This is a genomic window from Formosa sejongensis, from assembly GCF_033447105.1.
In the GTDB taxonomy this organism is placed as follows: domain Bacteria; phylum Bacteroidota; class Bacteroidia; order Flavobacteriales; family Flavobacteriaceae; genus Formosa.
On sequence record NZ_JAWQUN010000009.1, the window covers coordinates 22,973 to 45,306 of the forward strand.

Genomic DNA, 22,334 nt, shown 5'->3' on the forward strand with positions numbered 1-22,334 from the left:
GTTTTTTTAATTGTAAATTGGGGTTTTTATGGAAATTTTAGTGCCGTGGTTTTTCTCAGATTGTATGAACAAAAAACCATCAATTTCATTTACTCGCGATTTCATATTCTTAAGTCCAATACCTTTTTTGGATTTTAAAAAGTCGAACCCGACACCATTATCTATAATATCTAAACAAATATCACCATCTTTTATATAAAACTCAATATTAAAATGATCTGCTTTTGCATGTTTATAAATGTTTTGAAGTGCTTCTTGAATGATTCTATAAAAATGAATTTTTGTTTTATTAGAAATATCGTCCCAATTAATATTGTCTCCATATTTTAATTGATACTCTAAATTATATGCCGAAGATTGCTTATCCAAAAGGGATTTTATAATATCGATATAACCGGTATGCGACACAAAATCTGCGTTTAAATCGTGGGATACTTTTCTAATTTCCAATTCTATCGCTTTCAACTCGTCGATATAATTACTTCGGCTTTCTATAGCATCATCTGTTTTGCTAAAATTTAAACTATCTAAACTTAAACGTGTTCCAAAAAGGCGTCCTAAAATACCGTCGTGTAATTCTTCAGATATCCTTCTTTTCTCTATAGTTCTAGCTTCCTCAACTTTATCTTGTTGTGAAAGCATAAGATTATAAATTTCTTCGTTGGCTTGCTGCTGACGTTGTTTAAATTCAAGTGACTTATTTTTAGTACGTTGAGATACAATAACAATTACCAAAAAAGAAGTTAACAAAAGCCCTAAAGAGAGCAACATAAATAAAAGGCGTTCCTTTGAAATTTTTTGATTTTTAAGTTCAATTTCTTTGGTTTCATATCTTATTCTTGCAAATTTATTTCGAACAGACCGTTCGCTTTTCTGAAGACTATCATTTAAACGGATGTAATCCTTATAATACATTACAGATACACTATCACTTTCTATTTTGGTTAACAGCAAAAGTGATTTTAATAAATCATCGTTATGATATTGTTTAGAGATCTCTTGTGCTGCGTACGCATAATATTTGGCTGAATCTACTTGTTTTTTATCGAAATAAAACTCAGCTAAGTGCTGATTAATTATAATTGAATTGTAGCTAGCATCAATACTATCACAAACTTTTAATGCTTTTAAATATAAATTAGGAAGCTGGTCTTCATCACCTAATAAATATAACGTATTGGCATAATTGTCTAAAACGAGTGCATATATATCTGGCCGTTCATTATTAAGATTTTTATTGCTTAAAATATCTTCGTAATATTTTAAAGCCACATTATAATCACCTGAATTCTTATAAGCTAGTGCTAAATTATTTATAGAATTATCAATGGAAGATATGAAATCACCTTTTAAACTACGTTTTAGTTCTAATGACTTATTGTGGTAATTAATAGCATCATCAAATTGCTCCAATTGATCGAAAACAAGACCTAAATTATTATATAAATACGCTTTTTTTAAAGAAACTTTATTTGAAATAGGTAGAGAATCCAGAAGCTTAACCCCTTCTACAGAGGTCACTTCACTACCTATAAAATCTTTTTCATTTTTTTGAATGACAGCAATACCCAATAGCATAGAAGCAGTCTTATAATTGTCATTAAATGCCCTATAAATTTTTTCAGCCTTATGATAATAATTATACGCACTGTCTGCAGACCGAGGTAAATAATAAGTCGCCAAATTATGATAGACCGTAGACATGGCCAAAGAATCCCCCTGTCGTTGAGCTTGACTAATAATGTCTCTGTTGGCAGTTAAGAACAAATCATAAAACCCCTGTTCTTCATATAAATCTGCGATTTGAATAGCAGACCGAAGTTTTAACGAATCTACTTTTAGTTGCTCCGAGAGTTGTACTGCTTGTTTTGCAAATAAAAACCTACTATCATAATCGTAATCCTTAGAATTAGAAGATTTCTGTAGTAGGTTTTCAATACTATTATTAGGCTTATTTTGTGCAGATGCTTTGACGTAAAATACGCCAAAACACAATATAAAATATAGTAAAATTTTAGAAAGATTATTCAAGATTTATTTAATCATTTCATCAAATATATTTAAATTTTTGAATCTTTCATTTAATAAAAATATTTCAATAAATAATAAATCAATATTATTATGATTAAACCTCATCTATTCCTCCACCAGTGAATACAGATCCTTCAACATTGTCTGGAGCTACTAACATGTCGTCATCCATTTCTTCGTTTACACAAGCAGTAAAAGATCCAAATAATACAATTGCAATTACAGTAAGTTTAAGAGTTTTCATAAGATTAATTTTTAGGTTATTATGGTTTATTGTTAATTTAATTATCATTTTTAATTTTTCCAAAGAGGCAAAAAATCTGTCTAGAAATACAGTATGTAAACACATACTAAAAACTAAAAATTTTGCAAGTGAGAAAAATTAGATTAATTACAACTAAATGAATTAGTTATACTGCGAATATATATGAAATTTCTTATAACTTCCAAATACATGTACGTTAAAAAGTATTATTCATCGATGTAATACATTAAATTTTAACATTTAAAACACTTTTACTATCCTAATTATATCAAAAAAATAAATATTTATTCTTTAAAAGTGTTTTTGCAAGGCTATAAAGCTCAATAAAACTAGAGAATTTTCTTTCATTTTTAATTAATCCGGAGCATTTGAACAGCTAAATTTTATCAAAAAAAACATTAAAATTATGTATACATTCGACCTTTAAATTTAAAACTATGATCATTTGTTTTGAAGGCCCAAGTGCCATTGGTAAAACAACATTATGCGAAGCTTTAAACAATAATTTTACTTCTATTCCGGAAGTCAATTTACTTTTTAAACGCCCCAAAAACGAACCTAAATATTGGTATTTAGACAAACAATTAGAGCGCACTTATTTGTGTAAAACAGAAAAAAAATCTACTATTTTAGATGGAGATCCATTTCAGCCATTATGGTATAATTGGATTTATAAACCTGAAAACTATAATCTCCAATTAGATGCTACCTTAGAGTTTTACACAAACGCCATTCATAAAAAAAAAATTACGTTTCCTGATTTATATATCGTATTTAATGTAGAATATGAAACACTCTTAACACGAAAAGAAAATGATAATTCAAGAAAAAGAAGTAATTTTATGAAACACCAAAGTTTAATACTAAATCAGCAACTTTATTTTAAATTCCTTAAAGACGAAACAAACCTAAATATTATCTTTATAACTTATAACTCTGTAGATCAAGCAAAACATGATGTTTTATTAGCCGTAAAAGAATATCGCAATCCAGAATTAATAGATCAGTCTAGAACGATATTACATATAGCTGAATGGCTAAAAAACAATAATCCAATGCATACACCTGAATATTAACATGTAACGATAAAACGAATTATTATGGCAAATTTAAATCCTTATTTAACGTTCTTAGGCAACTGCGAAGATGCCTTTAATTTTTACAAAACTGTTTTTAAAACCGAGTTCTCTTTCATCGTTAGATTTAGAGATATGCCACCTCAAGAAGGCGTAAAACTTTCTGAAGCAGATAAAAACAAAATCATGCATATAAGCATACCTATTAATGACTCTACTACTTTAATGGGAAGCGATGCTGCTGGAGATTGGGGACAAAAGACTACGGTTGGAAATAATATAACATTATCGCTAAATGTGGATAGCAAATCTGAAGCTGATTCCTTTTTTAAGGCACTTTCTAACGGCGGTAAGGTTAGCATGCCCATGGAAAATACATTTTGGGGTGATTATTTTGGAATGTGTACAGATAAATTTAACATTAATTGGATGGTGAATTTTGAGCAAGAACCTCAACCCTAAATTTTAATTGAAGTAGAAATTCTGAATTTTAATGAACAAGCAAACTGTTTTTGATAAATCCACAAATTATTTAAAACGCTAGTGAATTTTGAATCCTTTTAGTTAAAGTTTATTTTCTGAATACCAAAAAAAAATTATCTGCGTTTCAATCAAAATAAAACAGATTACAATCTAATTATGCAAAGCCAACTCTACAAACTCTTTTCAAAAACTTTAAGTTAAAGTTTTATTTTATTAAACGAATTTCAACTAATATTGCACTCGTGTTTAATGAGTTAGATCATATATGAAAAAAGAAAACGCAAAACGTCCTCGTTTTAATTACAAATTTATCCTTTTCGGATTGTTAATTATTTCTACATCCATACTAGGAACTAAAACTTTAGCGAAATATAAAGTTAATCCTAAAAATTTGTCTTCAAAATTAGAATACAGAGGTGCAGACGATAATTATGCCAACTTACCATTTACAGCTCCAGCAGAAGATTTTAGGCCCTTAGATTTATATAAGAACGACGAGTTTAAAGCTTTACTTCAGCAAGAGATTTTCAAAAATGAAACTTGGAAACAACTTGTTCAGGATAAAAAAATGGCCATTGGAGTTATAGATTTAAATGATCCCGAAAATCCGCGATTTGCAAATCTAAACGGAGATGAGATGATGTATGCTGCCAGCTTACCTAAAATAGCCGTATTATTAGCAGCAGAAGATGCTATAGATAAAGGTGAATTAATAGACACGCCGGATGTTAAAAGCGATATGCGTTTAATGATTAGTAAATCGAACAATCAAGCGACAACAAGAATGATTGATCTGATAGGTTTTCAAAAAATTGAAGATGTTTTAACTTCAGAAAAATATCACCTATACGACAAAGATCATGGTGGCGGATTGTGGGTTGGTAAGCGTTATGCTGCTTCAGGAGCTACAAACAGAGAACCGTTAAAGAACTTAAGTCATGCTGCTACCACAGAACAAGTTTGTCGTTTTTATTATTTAATGATTAATGGTAAACTAGTAAGCCCAGCACGTTCTAAACATATGTTAGATATGATGGAGAACCCAGAATTACACCATAAGTTTGTAAACACCCTGGAAAAAATAGCCCCAGACGCAAGATTATTCAGAAAATCGGGGTCCTGGAAAAATTGGCATTCAGATTCAATTTTAGTTTGGGATGCAGAAAGAAAATATATATTAGTAGCTTTAATAGAAAATGAAAATGGAGAACAAATTATTCGTAATTTGGTAGACCCGATTGAAAGAGCTATAAATATAAAACCTAATGCAACTAATAAAACCAGTTAAAACCTACCTGCTAAAGGTATTTGACTTAAATGAGGATGAGTTGCAAAAAACGTTGCTATTACAACTCAATATATTTTTACTCATTACTACACTGCTTGTAGTTAAACCCACAATAAACTCACTTTTTCTATTAAAACTTACAGCCAATGCATTGCCATTGGCTTATATATTAACAGCTATTTCGGCTGTAATTGGCTCTTATTTTTACGACAGATTCTTAGAACGTTTTCCTTTAAACAGAGTTATAGAACTCACCATTTTAGGCTGTTTAATTTCTCTTATCATTTTCGGAATTGCTTTAAACCTACGTATAGATTTAGGCTATTTATTATTCATTCCATATATTTGGGTTGCCATTTACGGATTGCTAACCACCTCCCAATTCTGGATTTTAGCCAACTTGGTTTATAACATTAGAGAAGCCAAACGCGTATTTGGTTTTATTGGTGCCGGCGCTATTGCTGGGGGTATTTTTGGCGGTTATTTAACGTCTTTATTAACCCGTTTTATAGATTCTGAAAACCTACTATTTGTCGCTGCTTTTCTACTATTTTTCTGTTTACCAATCACACGATTTATCTGGAAAAAAAATGTGAGCGACCCAGGTATATTGCCAAGAAAACAGAAAAGTGCTTACAATGGAGAATCGCCTCTAAAACTTATAAAACAATCTAAATTACTTACGCTAATGGCTCTAGTAATTGGTCTAGGCGTTTTGGTAGCTAAACTTGTAGATTACCAATACAGTCACTTTGCGTCTCAGGTTATTGTTAATCCAGAAGATTTAACATCTTTCTTTGGTTTTTGGTTTTCGACATTAAGTGTGGTATCTCTACTTATTCAATTATTTTTAACCAAACGTATTGTAGGTACTTTTGGAGTTGGAAAATCCCTGTTATGGCTTCCAACGGGAGTTCTATTAGGATCTATAATCTTGCTTTTTATTCCCGAATTAGGTGTTATTGTTTTTATAAAAATAATTGACGGTAGTTTAAAACAATCGGTTAATAAATCGGCGACCGAATTGTTGTCTATTCCTATTCCAATAGATATTAAGAAAAAAACAAAAACCTTTATCGATGTTGTTGTAGATAGTATTGCCACAGGTATGGCCGGACTTATTCTTATCTTTTTTATTAACGGATTAAATATTCATTCTATTTATGTAAGTATAATTACCATTTTATTAATTATAGTCTGGATAGTTTTTATCTTTAAATTGCGGGTTGCTTATATTGATGCATTTAAAAAACTATTAGATACTTCTACCCATAAAGAAACCGATAAAGCGAAGCCTAGAAAAGAAAAACGCCCTGTTACATCCATTCTTAGCAGCATAATAGATGTGTTTGAAAGTGGTTCTGAAAACCAGATTCTACACATGCTTAAAAGAACGTTAGAAACACCAGACGAACGTTTATTTTCTTCAATAAAAGAGTTGCTTAATCACAAATCTGTTAAAGTAAAATCTTTAGCAATCGAAAACTTATACTTCTTAAAAACCGAAGATCTTTCTGACCAAATAGAACCTTTAATCTACGATCCAGATCAAGAATTAACCACAAATGCATTTCAATATTTAATACATAAACGTAAAAAAGATACTTTAAAACTATTCGAATCGTATTTAAATAGTGAAGACGAATCTATAAAAAATGCCACTTTAATCGGACTGTCTTTAGAGCTGAATAACAACCCTATTATTCAAGCGCGTTTCAATTTTAATAAATGGTTACAAAAAGCAATTGACGAGTGTAGTATGTCTTCAGATTCTGAAGTTAAAACCTTGAAAATTAAAATAATTCTTGAAGCCATTGGTAACATTCATGCCAAGTCCTTTTACTATATTATTAATAATCAGTTGCAAAATAACGATCTCGGAATTGTAAATGTTGCTATAGAAAATGCAGCAAAAACAAAAGACACCATGTTTTTAGATACGTTGGTATCTTGGCTTTCAAAAAAAGAAACAAGAAACAATGCCATTGCAGCGCTTCATGATTATAACGACCAAATTATTGATGAATTAATAACAAAAACTACTGAAGAGTATTACGACCTAGATGATGCCCATATTATCCCTGCTGTTATTGAAACTTTTGGAACTCAGAATGCCATAAACGGGTTGATAAAATTAATTGACACCACAGAGCATTCTGTAACAATTGAAGCGATAGAAAGCTTGAAACGCTTAAAATGGAGACACAGCTCACTGAAGGTGAAAGATGCCTATATCGTTGATAAAATTTTAGATGAATGTCAAGTCTATCAAAACACATTATCGTCTATTCATTCTCAAATAATCATCAATTTTAAAGAAAAAAGTGATCATAAAAACACAACGGAAGAAGATGACGCTAGAAATGGGTTGATGAAAATTTTAGAGCAACGTTTAGACCGCCAATTACATCGTATTTTTAAATTCTTAGGTATTAAATATCCACCAAATGAAATTGATCCTATTTTAGAAATCATTATTCACGGCGAAGAAGAGCAACGAATAAATGCCATCGAATTTTTAGATAATATTTTAGATTATCATTTAAAACGCGAATTAATTCCGATTGCAGAATCTGCGTTATTCCATAATGAATTCTCTGATGTAGTTATTAGTAAGTTAAATTTAAAAGTATATTCTGAAACCGAATGTTATAAAATTTTACTACAAAGACACGACATAAAAATTAAGCATGCGGTATTATATTTAATTGAAAAAACCAACAGAAAAACTTTTATTCCGTTGGTTCAAATGGTTTTAAACGATCGCAGTGAAAATATTAGAAATCAAGCAAAGCAAACATTAGACATATTAAAGAACGCCCCTTAATTATGGTCTTTACTATCCATAATTTCATCAATCTTAGAAGCTAACATTAAATGATCGTTAGCCGAATTTTTTTGTAACACATTACTCATTAAACAAACGGCGTAGCGTGTTCCGTTAGGCTTCTCGACAATAGCAACCGAATTCATATAGTTATATACATTTCCCATATATTTCCCACAATCGCCTTTATCTTTAGCACACGAATACAAACTTCCCGATTTAAAATAAACAGCCGAACTATCTAATTTTTTTGAAGCGGCATAACGAATACGTCTATCGGTCATGTATAACAAACGCTTCATTTCTAGACTCGAATTTTCGTCTACAATTTCTCCTTTTTCAAGTGCGACCATAAACTTCATTAATCCAATTGGAGTCCCTATACTACCATCTCGCCCAGGAATGTATTGCCCTGCACCTTCGGTAAAAAATTTCCCTAAACGCCATTCATCTTCAGTTATTCCTAATTCTCTTAAAGGTTCGTTCACAACATTTATTGCCATTTTAGACAATTCACTTTTTGGTGTATTTTTAAAATACGCCTCGCCTTCTTCGAAAGTTAAACTAGGGTATGCGCCCTGAAATACATGCATTAATAAAGCTTCTCTCCAAACCACACTCGCAGCACCATTATTACTCACAGACACCATATTATCTAACCACTCATACAACGTAAATTCGTCTGTGGCACGCACAGTACGTTTTACTAATTTCTGAGTTTCTAAGTTATAAATTGGCACTGTATGATGGTCGTGCAATGCCCAAGTTCCAGCTGTAACAACTTTATCTTTTAACAACTGTTGGCGTGCCTCGAAACTTGAGCCAGGTAAAATTTGACATAGCTGATTAAAAAAAGCAGCTAAAACAACAAGTTTACCAACACTACCTGGCTGATAACCTACAGCTTCTCGATACTGCGCAAAACGTATAGGTTGTCCTTTCGTCATGTCTAAAACTGTTATAGAATAGTTTTTATCCAATCCTCTAAACAGTCCTTCAATACGACTCTGAAGCGCTTCATTAACCTCTAAGTCATTCCCTAATTCATTTTTTCTATCAACTAAATTTAATCGAATAGAATCTAAAGGATAAAAAGCTCCCGGCGGAAGACGATCACTCTTAATTTCACCATTCTTTACACGCTCTAAATAAGCCAAACGCTTAATTCCAGTTAAAGCATAGCCATCTATAGGATAAAAATGATTCGCTGAAAACCCAAATGAGGCTAAAACAACTACAAGTAAGATTATTTTTTTCATAATTATAAGGTGGTAGAATTAGAAATCTTTTTATTAAGGTTCACTTTTGGTGTAATGGATTCTAAATAGGTTGAACTTTTTGCTTTTTTATTTTCAACAAACGGACGCACTTGAAACAACCAGATTTTCTCGTCTTTAAATCCTAGTTCTACATCGTATGGGCCGTCAATACCCTTTGCAGCCATTTTTTCGACTAATTCTTTGCTGAAATCATTTATTGCTTTAATATTATTCGGACTAACAATCTGAGATTCGAAAGTGGTCCCATTTCGTGTTGTTCCTCCTGTTGTTGGCAACGATAAATATGAAGGTTCGCGAGAAGGTGAAATTAAATTATAATTCCCATCATTCTTAATTGTCCATGTTTCTGCAGCTTGTCCATCTACAGCTCCTCCAACACCACGGCTAAAAGCAACCGTAATTTCGTCTGTATTTCCTGTAGATACACCTTTGGTTATCATAACTCCAGAGAAATCGTTATTAACACCAGGAATAACCACTATTGAAGGATATACATTTTCGGGGTTTATTAAATATTTCTGACGCCATTTAAAACTGCGTTCTGTATATGGCGATGCCCAAACGGCTTTAATCCCTTCAATAATTTTATTGCGTTCTAACACATTAAACAACGTTAAATTTAAACCCGCTCCTGTAAAACTTTTTAGATCTTCCATGTTAGTATCGCTTCTTAGAAACACAGATGTTTGACCTAATTCTGTCCCTAAAACAGATTCGAAATTATTTTCTAAATCAGCTACGAAACTTTCTAAAAGTGGCATTTCAATAATTAAGACCCTAAGCTTACTTAATTCTGCCAACTGAAAATCTTCTATCTCTTTTTCCGATTTCCCATCAACTTTCATCTGGCGTGCATCCTGAAAAATACTATTTAAATAGTCCCAATAGGTTGTGTTTTCGTTTGGAATGGTTTGCTTCATATGATTTAAGAAAATTCCGAAAGGAATAACAAAACCTTCTACAACATGATCTGGGAAATTTTCTTTTAACTCTCCTAGGTTAGCAGCCTTAGGACCGCAATAAATTCCTGAAGATTCAGCATTTACTTCATTTAAATTTAAAATGGTTGTTCTGTCCAAATTAATTTTTTCAACCGGAACCGTAATCATGTCATGACTTTGTTCTGCTTTAGAAAACAGTAGCAGTTCGTCTGCACTCATTTCGCTTTCTTTTTTCATAATTACAGTACCTTTATTAGATACCGCATAAAACACAACTTCTCCTGAATATTTTTTAAATTCTTGAATATTATCCGATGAAATCGCCGCATTTGGAATACCCAAATTACGCGCTAACAATTGTACGTGAGACACTAAATTCCCTTCGGAAACGGTTAATATTCCTGCAATAGGTTTTAAATCTGATGGTGGTCTCTCGAAAATGTAAATATTATTCGGATTGACATCTAAATTTTCACCAGAGCCTTCAACAACTATTAATTCTCCTTTGGCATATCCTGGATTTAAACCATGAATATGACTCTGATTATCTAAATTTAAAACACGATTATTTAATGAAGATTCCGATGTAATAAACGTTCCTAATTTCCCAATGCTGTTTCCTAAAGGAAGCGCAACCGATCCGCGAATTCTATCATCTAAAAAGCCGTGTACTAATGGCTCGAAACCTTCATAAAGCGTTACCACTCCTCCAAAAACAGCACTATTCATTCCTGTTCCCCACTCCAATTGCTTCCGAGCAGCTTCCAAAACAGAATTCAATGTTTCTAACGTTAATGATGAATCTTCTGTTTCGGCTAAATAGCCATTAATCGCTTGCCATTCCCACATTTCGGTATAACCAGATGCCGCCGATGCTGTGCTTAAGTAGCAGACTTTACTTATTAAATCTTTTAAGTTTGCTTCGGGGTAATCGTTTATTTGCTTCGTGATTAACAACTCTAATTTTAAAGATAAATCGAATAAAGCTAAACGTCCCTCAGCCGATTTTTCTTCTAACATGTGCTCGCGAATATACCACATGGTTTCAGCCGAACCTTCAATTTTTGTTTCTACAGTTTCAGCTTTATAGAATGTAATAAATTCTTGTAATTTAGTTTTTATATCTGTATTGGTAATTACTGGCAAATAAGCTACCAAATTTTCTATATGAACAGGCTCGAAATACTCACCCATGGTTTTTACCAAATTATCTAATTCTGTATTTAATTTAGGTGTTAGTTTAGATGCTTGATCTTTTTTAAATTGCTCAACTTTCACAATATCCGAACGTTCTGGTTGGCCATGAATTTTAATTCTAAGATTCATAAAAGGTTCAAATTCTTCTGCCAAAACTTTAGACTGGCTGCGCATAAGTTGAGCCACATTAGTGTCTTCTGAATGTGGTATATCTTTAACCGATTGACGGATAAAATAAAAATTTTTTAAAATGAAATCATCATTTTCAAGTAACCAACTAAAAAATGCTTTTCCCCAAGCCTCCTCATCTTCTACCTGAATCGCTCCACGATAAAATTGAGCACGTCTGTTAATCCAACCATCGTCTACAGATTTCAAGTATTTTTCGACCATGTATTGTTTTATACGCGAATGGTTATTAACAGGATCCCAGAAATCTTCTTTCTCTGTAGATGCCAGAATCTGACCTAAATACACATGACTCTTTTGGCCTAAAACAATTACATCTTCTTTGTAACGAGCGTGTTGTACACCTCCATCTTCGCAAGGCTCTTTTGGCATATTTATAGTCCCATTATCGCAAAACCAGCGAATATCGCGATACGGGCCACGAGCATCTTTTTTAAAATGCGAAATTAAATCTGAAACATAGGCGTTATCTACCACCGTTCGATCTTGTCCGAAAACGATACAAGTGATTGAAAAACAAATGAAAGACACAATTGATTTTTTCATATTTAATAGAATTGCTTTCTAACGAAAATATGTAATATCTTATGAATTTACTTCAGAAATAATTAAAATATTAAAAATCATTACGCGATACGTCTTTAAAAAGAAAAACCTGTTTTACTATTCCCATATTTGGAAATCGTAAAACAGGTTTAAAACTTAAAAGAATCTAATTAAAAAAAAAGATTAGATTTAGTCTTCCTCATCAATATCTACAGTTAAACCTGCAACATTTTCAAGTTTAGGAGTTAATACGTGGTAAGTTACGTCTTGAGTTACAGCAACGTCAGTAATGTTAAAAGTCACATCTAATTCTAATTCTTGAGAATCACAATCTTCAGATAGCTCATAAATAATATTAGAATACCCTGAGGTTAACACATAGTTTCCAATGATTAAATCGTACATTTCAAAATCGATTTCTGGCATACATGTTCCTTCAACCTGACTCTCAAAATCGGCTTGATTAGTAATAACTGTATATGTATTTTCTGCTGCAGATGGGACATACATTTCGTTTTCAGTATCTACACAACCGTATACTTCTTCAAGGCTTGTTGTTACAAATACAGTATCTACGCAGTCGTTATCGTCTTCGTCACAAGAGAAAACAGCAATTGATAAAATGGCAATCAGTAAAAATCTTTTCATAATAATTTTGTTATGTTTCTTAATAGATACTACGAACGGGGAAAGGTTGCGTTTATTATTTGATAAAAAAGAAATAAAATATAATAACCTAAATATCAGCCTATCGTAATTGTATTAAAATTAAAAAACAATATGTCAAGTATTTCTCACACCTAAATGAATGCTCTTTTTATATATGTAACGAGGTTTTAATCTTATTCAATTACTTTTTCAACACGTTCAACAGTGTCTTGAATAGAAAGCGTTAATCTTACAATACTGTCTTCTTTAGCCAACAAGTCGTGCGGCACATTAGAATCTAAGGTTAGGATGTCTCCTTTTTTTAAATCATATGTTTTTCCTTCAACTCCAAATTCTACCTCGCCTTCAAACAATTCAACAACTATAGGCTTAGGTGCTTTATGTTCCTTCATTAACTGACCTTTTTTTAATAAGATCCGGATTTCTTTACTAAACGCAGTTTGAAAAAGCACACTAACAGCTGGTTTATCGTCTTTAAATTCTAAATTATCATATAAATTATTTGTAATCATAATAAGGTTTTTAAGTTTGTTTTTCTTTATACTTATTGAATGTAAACTAAGGTATTAAAAAGCATCTAGAACTTTGTTTATTTCAGTTTTAAAAATGAAGATATCTTCGATTAGCAGCATTCATTTAAAGTTGGATATCACTAGACAATCATTTAAACTTAAAAATTTGATTGCGTCAACTTAAGTAAATTAATTGTGATATTTTTGAATGCTGTATAAAAACGACTTTGGAAGAAAAAAAACAACATTCTAAAAAACCATCTAAGAAGCTTAAGGCCTTAAAAATCTTAAGAACACTCTTTATTGTCTTATTCTTATGCTTTATAGCTCTTGTTTTATTTATAAGAAGTCCTTGGGGACAGAACTTAATTGTAGATTACGCAACTTCTTTTGTTTCAGATAAAACACATACAACTGTAGAGATTGACAATCTTTACATCACATTAGACGGAGATATAAAATTAAAAGGCCTTTATTTAGAAGATACCAAAGGAGACACCTTAATCTACTCCAAGTCGGTTGAAGCAGATTTACCACTTTGGCCTATTATCAAAGGAAATGGCGTAGGACTTGAAACTTTAGATTGGGAAGGATTACGAGCTAATATCACTAGAAAAGATTCCATTTCTGGTTATAATTTCCAATTTTTAATCGATGCTTTTGCAACCAAAGAAACACCGCAACCCGAAACCGAAGCTGTTAGTGAGCCACTAAGTATTATTATTGGCGCTATTAATTTAAAAGATTTTAATATCATTTTTAACGATGCTGTTCTGGGGATCGATAGTCATTTTAAGATAGGGAAACTTGAATTAGATTTTGACACATTCAATTTAGAAACGATGGATTTCAGAACTTCAAACACCTTAATTTCTAATTCTGAAATTAACTACATTCAGTCGCCTGTTCCTCCGTCTACAGATACAACGTCTACCACTTTACCTTATTTAGGTTTTGAAGATTTTAAAATTAAAAATGTAAAAGCGCATTATGCATCACTAGAAGATGGTTTGGATTTGAATACTATTATTTCTGATTTTTATATTGAAGATGCCTTTATAGATTTACCAAAAAGCAATTTTTCTATTGAAGATATTGGATTGAATAATTCTGAAATCAACTTTAGAACGACTAGTAAGAATACAACTGAAAAAGCTGAAACACCTAACGCTACAACTACAATTGAATGGCCAGAATTAATAGTAGAAGTCAACCGAATCAATTTAGAAAATAACACTTTTATATACACTGTTAACAATACCAAGCCTGTAAAAAACACATTTAAAGCAGATGCACTATTTCTGAATGATTTCATTTTTAATGCTGAGAATATATATTTAAAAGATAAAACTGCGGGTTTAAATTTAGAAGATTTTTCGTTTAATGAAGGCTCTGGATTAAATCTTAAAAAAGGTAAATTAAAGCTAGAAGCAACCGATAAGTTTTTAAAAATATCAGATTTAGATATTGCTTTAAACAACACTAAAATTCAAGGAAATTCACGTTTGGATTATCCGGAGATTTCTGCTTTAGCAAACACACCTGAAGCATCTAAATTGGACTTAAAACTTCCTGTTATTCAATTAGACATAAACGATGTGTATCGCTTTCAACCCGATTTAAAAAACAACGCTTACGTAGATAGTTTAAGTCATAAACTAATTACTGGGCAAATAAACGGTAGTGGTTATTTATCTTCAATTACATTGCAAAACACATCTTTAAATTGGGGAAAAAACACACAAATTTCTGCTACTGGATTAATAGAAAACGCAACAGACCCTGACAATTTAAAGTTAAATATTTCGCCTTTTAAAGCAACTACTTTAAAATCTGATTTACTTCAGTTTGTGAACGAAAAAGATCTGGGAATAAATCTACCAGACAGCATCTCTTTATCGGGGACACTTAAAGGCACTCTACAGAATATAAAAACAGAAATGCAATTAAAATCTTCCCAAGGGCTTGCAAACCTTAAAGGAAGTTATAATGGCGAAAACGATCTCGATTTCACTTCAGACATAGAAATCAAAGATTTTAAACTAAACGAACTTTTACAAAACGAAAACTTAGGAACACTAAATGTAACACTTAAAGCTAGCGGTAGTGGCTCGTCTATAAATAACATAGATGCAAAATTAGACGCGATGATTTCTAGTTTTAAATTAAAAAATTACGAAATCGTAAACCTTCCTATTTCTGGAGAACTGGTTAATGGAAAAGGACAAGTTGTATCGAAATACAAAGATCAAAACGTAAATATAGACTTACAGACAGACGTCGTTCTAGATAGTATTTCTCCTCAAATCATAGCCGATTTAAACATTATTGGTATAGACTTACAGGCCTTAGGTTTTGTACAAAAAGATATCCGTGCCGGACTAAAACTACATGCCGATTTTAAAGGAAATGCAGAAGCTTTTGATCTAACAAGCACTATAGACCAAGGCACTATTGTATATAATAATAGCACTTATTTATTGGGCGATATTAATGCAAATGCACATGTAAATACAGATACGACTTATGTTAGCATTACCAATAAATTATTGAGTTTAGAATTGGCTTCTAACGCCAATCCGCAAACGTTTAGCAAAGCTTTAGAAGACCATATTCGCAGTTACTTTTTTTTAGATTCTACCCAAACTGAAACCCAAAAACCGGTACAATTAAAATTAACAGGAAAACTTAGTGAAGCTCCTGTTTTAAACGATGTATTTCTTCCTAATCTAAAAAATATCGATACTGTTGATATTGACATCAATTTTAATCAAACTGAAAAACTTTTAAATGCAAAAATTTTAGCACCTCATATAAATTATGGCGGAAACGAGCTAGACAGTTTGGCTTTTACAATAGATACCGATCCTGAAAAATTTGTTTTCGACCTTGGATTTAAAGACGTAAAAGCGGGACCCGTTCTTATAAAAAAGACACGTATTAATGGAAATCTGGTAAATCATGAAATGGATTTAAATATGTCTGCTTTTGACGATGATGAGGTTTTAATGCAACTTAAGTCTAAAATCACTGGCCAAAAGGACCAATTAACATTCCATATTTTCCCAGAAGACCTTATAGTTAACAAAAAATCCTGGCAAATGCCAAGCGACAATGCTATAATTTATAGTACAGACAGGTTAAACTTTAATAATTTTAGCTTTAGTAAAAACAACGAATCGGTTCTATTTTCAAACACATCTAATGAAGCCAATAGTAACGATGAAATTACAATAGCTTTCGAAAACTTCGATATCAAAGATTTTCTTGCCTATTTAAACCCTGAAAAAAAATTAGCACAAGGTGTTTTAAATGGAAATTTCACGGTACAAAACCCGTTTGATAATCGAGGATATTTAGCAGATTTATCAATCGAGAAACTTAACGTTTTAGACACCAATTTTGGAACATTAACACTGTCTGGTGATTCTGAAACGAGCAAACAATATAATTTCAAATTAGCAACAAAAAGTGGCGATGTAGATTTAGATATGAAAGGTGATTATTCTGCATCGGAAACCGACTCGAATTTAAATGTAGATTTAGTTATAAATGAATTTAAAATGAAAGCTCTAGAAGGACTCTCGCTTGGCGAAATCTCGGAAACTTCTGGTGCTTTTAGTGGTGATTTCGAAATTAGTGGTTCACTTAAAGAACCTCAATATAATGGCGATTTAGTTTTTAATGATGCTCAACTTAAAGTCACCAAACTAAACAGTATATTCTCGCTTACTAATGAGACCTTAAACATAGACAACTCCGGAATTCGATTCTCTGATTTCACTATTAAAGACGAAAACAAAAGTACTTTTGTCTTAAACGGTCTAGTAGGCACAAAAGATTTCATAAACCCAACATTCGATTTAACTGTAAACGCAGAAGACTTTCAGGTTTTAAATGCTACTAAAGAAGAAAACGAAATGGTATACGGTTTACTTTCTTTTAATGCTAAAGGTTCTATAAAAGGCGACCTAAACGTACCTGTAATTACCATTAATGCAGATGTAAATCCTAAAACTAACGTCTCTTATGTAATGCCATCTGCAGCAGTAAATATTGAAGAACGAGATGGGGTTGTTATTTTCGTAAATCGCGATAATCCAGATGCTATTTTAACACGAAATCAGGAAGAAACTTCAGATATTACGGGCTTTGATATAAAGGCGAATTTTTCAGTTTCTAAAGAAGCCAAAATCACTTTGGTTTTAGACGAATCTACAGGAGATAATTTTGAAACTTCTGGTGAAGGTGATTTTGTTTTTAGAATGGACACTAATGGACGTATAAATCTTTCTGGAGTATATACTGTTGCTAGCGGACACTATGAAATGAGTTTGTACGAACTTGTAAAACGCAGATTCGAATTGGTTCCCGGCAGTCGTGTAACCTGGTCTGGAAATCCGTTAGATGCCAATTTAGATGTTCAGGCTATGTATAACATTAAAGCATCTGCATCGCCATTAATGGCTTCGCAAATTTCTGGCTCCGACCCTTCTGTTCAAAACAAATACAAACAAATATTACCCTTCGAGGTCTATTTAAATATAGACGGAGAACTTATGCATCCTAAAATTTCGTTTAATTTAGATATGCCAGAACAAGATCGTGGTGCCATAAGTGGACAAGTTTATGGATATCTGCAACAGGTTAATCAAGTAGAAGGTGAATTAAATCGACAAGTATTTTCACTATTGGTTATGGGGCGTTTTTATCCTGAAGCTGGTAGCGATGGTAGTACAGGTGGTTTTGAATCTATTGCCAGAGATAATTTAAACGATGCCATTTCCGACCAACTTAATATGTTTTCGAATAAACTTTTAGGAAGTACAGGTTTAGAATTAGATTTTGGTCTAAATAGTTATACCGATTATCAAGGCGACTCTCCAGAACAGCGCACACAATTGGATGTGGCTGCTCAGAAAAAGCTCTTTAACGACCGTATTATTGTTCGTGTTGGTAGCGAAGTAGATATTGAAGGTAGTGGATCTTCAGGTGATGACACACCTTTACTAGGTGATATAAGTTTAGAATATTTAATTACTCCAAGCGGAAAATATAGACTGAGAGCTTTTCAGGAAAACGAATACGAATCCGTTATAGACGGCCAAACTATTGTAAGTGGATTAGCATTAATTTTTACTAGAGAATTTAATACGTTCAGAGAATTATGGAAAGCTATATTGCATTCAGACGAAGAAAAAGCTGAAGAAAAACTCCGAAAAGAACAAGCTAAGGCAGATAAAAAAGCAGCAAAAGAAGATTCTAAAGTTCAACAAAAGGAAACAACGAAATAAAGATTTTGAAGACACATAACGACATAACATGTTCTAAAAAGTGGTGCAATTTTATAGTTGTAATCCTAACACTTGCGCTATTACAAGCTTGTAGTATAACAAAACATATTCCTGAGGATAATTTATTATACACAGGCGCTCATGTAAAAATACAATCAGATTCAATTCTTAAAAACAAGGATCAACTTAAAGATGAATTAGAAAGCACCATACGCCCAGTTCCTAATTCTAAAGTTTTAGGCATGTATCTCGGTTTGTATTATTACTATAAAATGCAGAACAAAAAGTCCAATTTTATCAACAAATGGATTTATAAAAAAATTGGAGAAGAACCCGTTTATCAATCGACGGTAAAAACATTTGATGTTGAAGATATACTCGTTAACCGATTAGAAAACCACGGCTTCTTTTATAGCAGTGCATCTTCAGAAATTGTAAAAAATGAAGAAAAAAAAGAGGCCAGTGTAGACTATACAATTGATGTAAAACAGCCATATACGATGGTTACATATCAGGTCGATTCAATGTCTGGAGTTATTTTTGAAGAACTTAAAAAAAGTTTGAGTAAAACGGAATTAAAACCTGGTATTCGTTTCGATTTAGATTATTTAAAAACCGAACGTTTACGAATTGATGCCGATTTAAAAAAAGCTGGATACTATAATTTCAACTCCGATTTTCTAATTTTCGAAGCAGATACGACACGTTATAAAGACAGGCAATTCGACTTGTATGTCAGATTAAAAAATGCGACTCCAGAGAAATCAGCAATCCCTTATAGAGTTGGAAATATCAATATTTATCCTGATCACGATATTGAAAACGACAGCATCAAACAAGAAACCACGCGTTTTAATAATAAAAACTACATACAAGACACTATTTTTTTTAAGCCTAAATATTTAGATTCATATATCAAAATTCAAGAAGGCGATTACTACAGTCCTATTAAATCAAGAAATACGGCTAGACGATTATCGACTATTGGCACATACAAATTTGTTAATATTCAATACGAGGAAAGAGATAGTATTAATGGAGACACTTTAGGTATTTTAGATGCAAATATTTATCTATCGCCATTAAACCAAAGAGCGATTAGAGCAGAAGTTCAAGCCGTAACAAAGTCTAATGATTTTGCTGGTCCTGCCTTAGAATTAGCGTATAACAATAGAAATATTTTCCGTGGAGGTGAAATTTTCAGTCTTTCTGCCAATGTTGGATACGAATTTCAAGTTGGAGGAGGGAGCCAAAAAGGAATTAGTAATACATCTTTAGGCTTAAATTCAGAATTGATTTTCCCACGTGTCATTATTCCTTTTAAAATCAGAGACGACTTCTTTAAATACTCCATTCCTAAAACGAAAACAAGTTTAGGAATTAATTATTTAAACCGAACAGATATGTATACGCTAGCTTCCGGGACGGCAGAATTTGGATATATATGGAAAGAAAATAGATTTATAACCCATGAGGTTATTCCGATATCTATTAATTACACTAATTTAATAAAAACAACACCCGAATTTGATCAAATTCTTGAAGAAAATCCATTTCTAGAAAGTAGTTTCGAACAGCAATTTATAGCAGGTTTAACCTATTCATTTACTTATAACGAAATGGTCGACACAAAAAAAAGCCATCAGTTTTACACGAATGTAAACTTGGACGTTGCAGGTAACTTTATAAGCCTATTCGGAACAAAAAATGATGCTGGCAACCAAACCTTTTTAGGTTTAGAATATGCCCAATACGCGAAAGCCGATATCGATTTACGTTATCATTTTAATTTTAAAAAAGAACAAACAATTGCAACTCGAGTATTTGCTGGTTACGGATTACCTTTTGGAAATTCGGAAATCATGCCCTATATAAAACAATATTCTGCTGGTGGACCTAACAGTATACGGGCTTTTAGAATTCGTTCTTTAGGCCCAGGAACTTACAAAGGCTCTGAAGATTCTGAAGGTGAAGATAATTACATAGATCAGACCGGAAATATTAGCTTAGAAGCAAACGTAGAGTACCGTTTCCCTCTCTTTTCTTACTTTAAAGGCGCCTTGTTTGTAGATGCCGGAAATGTTTGGAATTCGATAGAAAATGAAGCACAACCAGGCGGTAAATTTACTTCAGAATTTATGAGACAATTAGGGATTGGTGTAGGTGTCGGACTTCGTGTAGATGTTCAAGGATTTGTCATTCGTTTCGATTTTGCAACACCTATTAGCGATCCGGCTTTCGATAAAGGTGAACGTATAGATTTTCAGTATAAAGAAACGACTTTCAATTTTGCTATTGGGTACCCGTTTTAGAATAATTTAGAATAATACATTGTCTAATCGAAATAAGAATTCTGCCTAACTTATTACTAAATTTGCAAACTAGTTTTTAATCTATGACAAATAATTTTGAGTTAAGACATGTACATGTTACGCGTTACATTACACCTTTACGTGAGGGTGGTTCTTTACCGGCTTTAGCCGAAGCTGATGACGATTTTAAATATGTTTTAAAATTTAAAGGTGCAGGACATGGGACAAAAGCATTAATCGCCGAACTTATTGGCGGACAAATTGCGAAAGCCTTACACTTACAATTACCAGAATTAGTATTTGCACATTTAGACGAAGCATTTGGACGTACAGAAGCCGATGAGGAAATTCAAGATTTATTACAAGGCAGTCAAGGTTTAAATTTGGCCTTGCATTTTTTATCTGGTGCCATAACGTTTGATCCAGCTGTGACAACCATAGACGACACTTTAGCTTCGCAAATTGTTTGGTTAGATGCTTTTATTACCAATGTAGATCGTACGTTTAAAAACACTAATATGCTAATTTGGCATAAGGAACTATGGCTTATAGACCATGGTGCATGTTTATATTTTCATCATTCCTGGAACAATTGGGAACAAGCCGCTAAAAGTCCGTTTAAACTTATAAAAGATCATGTGCTATTACCACAAGCTTCAAAAACGAAAGAAATAGACACTAAATTTAAAGCCCTTTTAACTCCAGAAATTTTAAAAAACATAGTAGCTACTATTCCGGATGAATGGCTACAGTGGGAAGGCTTAGAAGAAAGTCCGGATGATATTCGAGATGTCTACTTCAATTTTTTAAATACGCGATTAGCTCATTCAGAAATTTTTGTAAATGAAATTGAACATGCAAGAACTTAAGTTATATGAATATGCTGTAATTCGTGTTGTTCCTAAATTGGAGCGCGAAGAATTTATAAATATTGGGATTATACTGTTTAGTAAACAGTATAAATTTATAACCGTTTTACATGATATTCCATCTGAAAAAATAAAATGCTTTGCTGAAGATTTTGATATCGATCAATTACAGAAATACATGATTGCTTTTGAAAACACAGCCCACGGAACTGCAAACGGTGGCCCAATAGCAGTTATGGATATTCCTTCGCGATTTAGATGGTTAACGGCTATTAGAAGTTCTGCCATACAAACTTCGAGACCACATCCTGGAATGTGTAATGATCTTGAAAAAACGGTGCATCGATTATTTAAAGAATTAGTCTTATAAACAAGTCCGCCTGAATCAACTTCAAAAGATATGATGTATATCCGTATTAAATCACAATCGTTATTAGTGTCAATTTCAGCGGATTTGAAAAGCAATACATACGATATCGACTCCGCTCGATCTGACACTAAGATTAATTAAATTACTTCATTAAACACATAGCGGACACTCAAAAAAAATATTAA

At 32.3% G+C, this 22,334-nt stretch carries 14 protein-coding genes; 8 read left to right on the plus strand and 6 right to left on the minus strand.

Annotated features, from left to right (window positions below):
• Window positions 1-6: 6 nt before the first annotated feature.
• The gene (locus R6X41_RS10490) at window positions 7-2,031 is read right to left on the minus strand and encodes an ATP-binding protein (RefSeq protein ID WP_318500032.1); all 2,025 of its coding nucleotides are present in this window, start codon (window positions 2,029-2,031) and stop codon (window positions 7-9) included.
• Window positions 2,032-2,125: 94 nt separating this feature from the next.
• Window positions 2,126-2,275: a hypothetical protein gene (locus R6X41_RS10495; protein ID WP_318500034.1), complete on the minus strand. Its 150-nt coding sequence runs from the start codon at window positions 2,273-2,275 to the stop codon at window positions 2,126-2,128.
• A gap of 458 nt (window positions 2,276-2,733) precedes the next feature.
• Between R6X41_RS10495 and R6X41_RS10500 the strand changes: the two genes are divergently transcribed.
• From R6X41_RS10500 to R6X41_RS10515, 4 genes are all read left to right on the plus strand, one after another.
• A complete protein-coding gene (locus R6X41_RS10500; protein WP_318500036.1) occupies window positions 2,734-3,372 on the plus strand; it encodes a hypothetical protein in 639 nt (212 codons plus the stop codon).
• Between the two features lie 24 nt (window positions 3,373-3,396).
• Complete coding sequence (locus tag R6X41_RS10505) at window positions 3,397-3,834, plus strand: VOC family protein (RefSeq protein ID WP_318500038.1); 438 nt, start codon at window positions 3,397-3,399, stop codon at window positions 3,832-3,834.
• A gap of 286 nt (window positions 3,835-4,120) precedes the next feature.
• Entirely contained in the window at window positions 4,121-5,143 is a 1,023-nt protein-coding gene (locus tag R6X41_RS10510) for a serine hydrolase (protein WP_318500040.1), read from the plus strand.
• Window positions 5,121-7,970, plus strand: a complete 2,850-nt coding sequence (locus R6X41_RS10515; RefSeq protein ID WP_318500042.1) for an NTP/NDP exchange transporter — start codon at window positions 5,121-5,123, stop codon at window positions 7,968-7,970. The genes R6X41_RS10510 and R6X41_RS10515 overlap by 23 nt, the downstream gene beginning before the upstream one ends.
• On the opposite strand, the gene R6X41_RS10520 is transcribed toward R6X41_RS10515, so the two are convergent.
• The 4 genes from R6X41_RS10520 to R6X41_RS10535 all read right to left on the minus strand — a co-directional run bounded on the left by R6X41_RS10520 (window position 7,967) and on the right by R6X41_RS10535 (window position 13,304).
• A complete protein-coding gene (locus R6X41_RS10520) occupies window positions 7,967-9,229 on the minus strand; it encodes a serine hydrolase (RefSeq protein WP_318500044.1) in 1,263 nt (420 codons plus the stop codon). The two genes, R6X41_RS10515 and R6X41_RS10520, sit on opposite strands and share 4 nt — an antisense overlap.
• 2 nt (window positions 9,230-9,231) lie before the next feature.
• Complete coding sequence (locus tag R6X41_RS10525) at window positions 9,232-12,123, minus strand: PEP/pyruvate-binding domain-containing protein (protein ID WP_318500046.1); 2,892 nt, start codon at window positions 12,121-12,123, stop codon at window positions 9,232-9,234.
• 189 nt (window positions 12,124-12,312) lie between these two features.
• Window positions 12,313-12,771 (minus strand): hypothetical protein, encoded by a 459-nt coding sequence (locus R6X41_RS10530; RefSeq protein ID WP_318500048.1) that lies wholly within the window; start codon window positions 12,769-12,771, stop codon window positions 12,313-12,315.
• 194 nt (window positions 12,772-12,965) lie between these two features.
• A complete protein-coding gene (locus tag R6X41_RS10535; RefSeq protein ID WP_318500050.1) occupies window positions 12,966-13,304 on the minus strand; it encodes a cupin domain-containing protein in 339 nt (112 codons plus the stop codon).
• A 227-nt stretch (window positions 13,305-13,531) separates the two neighbouring features.
• Here R6X41_RS10535 and R6X41_RS10540 point away from each other — a divergent pair, with 227 nt between their 5' ends.
• The 4 genes from R6X41_RS10540 to R6X41_RS10555 all read left to right on the plus strand — a co-directional run bounded on the left by R6X41_RS10540 (window position 13,532) and on the right by R6X41_RS10555 (window position 22,149).
• Window positions 13,532-18,598, plus strand: a complete 5,067-nt coding sequence (locus R6X41_RS10540) for a translocation/assembly module TamB domain-containing protein (protein WP_318500052.1) — start codon at window positions 13,532-13,534, stop codon at window positions 18,596-18,598.
• A 5-nt stretch (window positions 18,599-18,603) separates the two neighbouring features.
• Window positions 18,604-20,910, plus strand: coding sequence for a translocation and assembly module lipoprotein TamL (gene tamL, locus R6X41_RS10545; RefSeq protein WP_318500054.1), 2,307 nt, complete (start codon window positions 18,604-18,606; stop codon window positions 20,908-20,910).
• A gap of 83 nt (window positions 20,911-20,993) precedes the next feature.
• The gene (locus R6X41_RS10550; RefSeq protein WP_318500056.1) at window positions 20,994-21,779 is read left to right on the plus strand and encodes a HipA family kinase; all 786 of its coding nucleotides are present in this window, start codon (window positions 20,994-20,996) and stop codon (window positions 21,777-21,779) included.
• Window positions 21,766-22,149: a DUF3037 domain-containing protein gene (locus R6X41_RS10555; protein ID WP_318500059.1), complete on the plus strand. Its 384-nt coding sequence runs from the start codon at window positions 21,766-21,768 to the stop codon at window positions 22,147-22,149. The genes R6X41_RS10550 and R6X41_RS10555 overlap by 14 nt, the downstream gene beginning before the upstream one ends.
• Window positions 22,150-22,334: the final 185 nt, after the last annotated feature.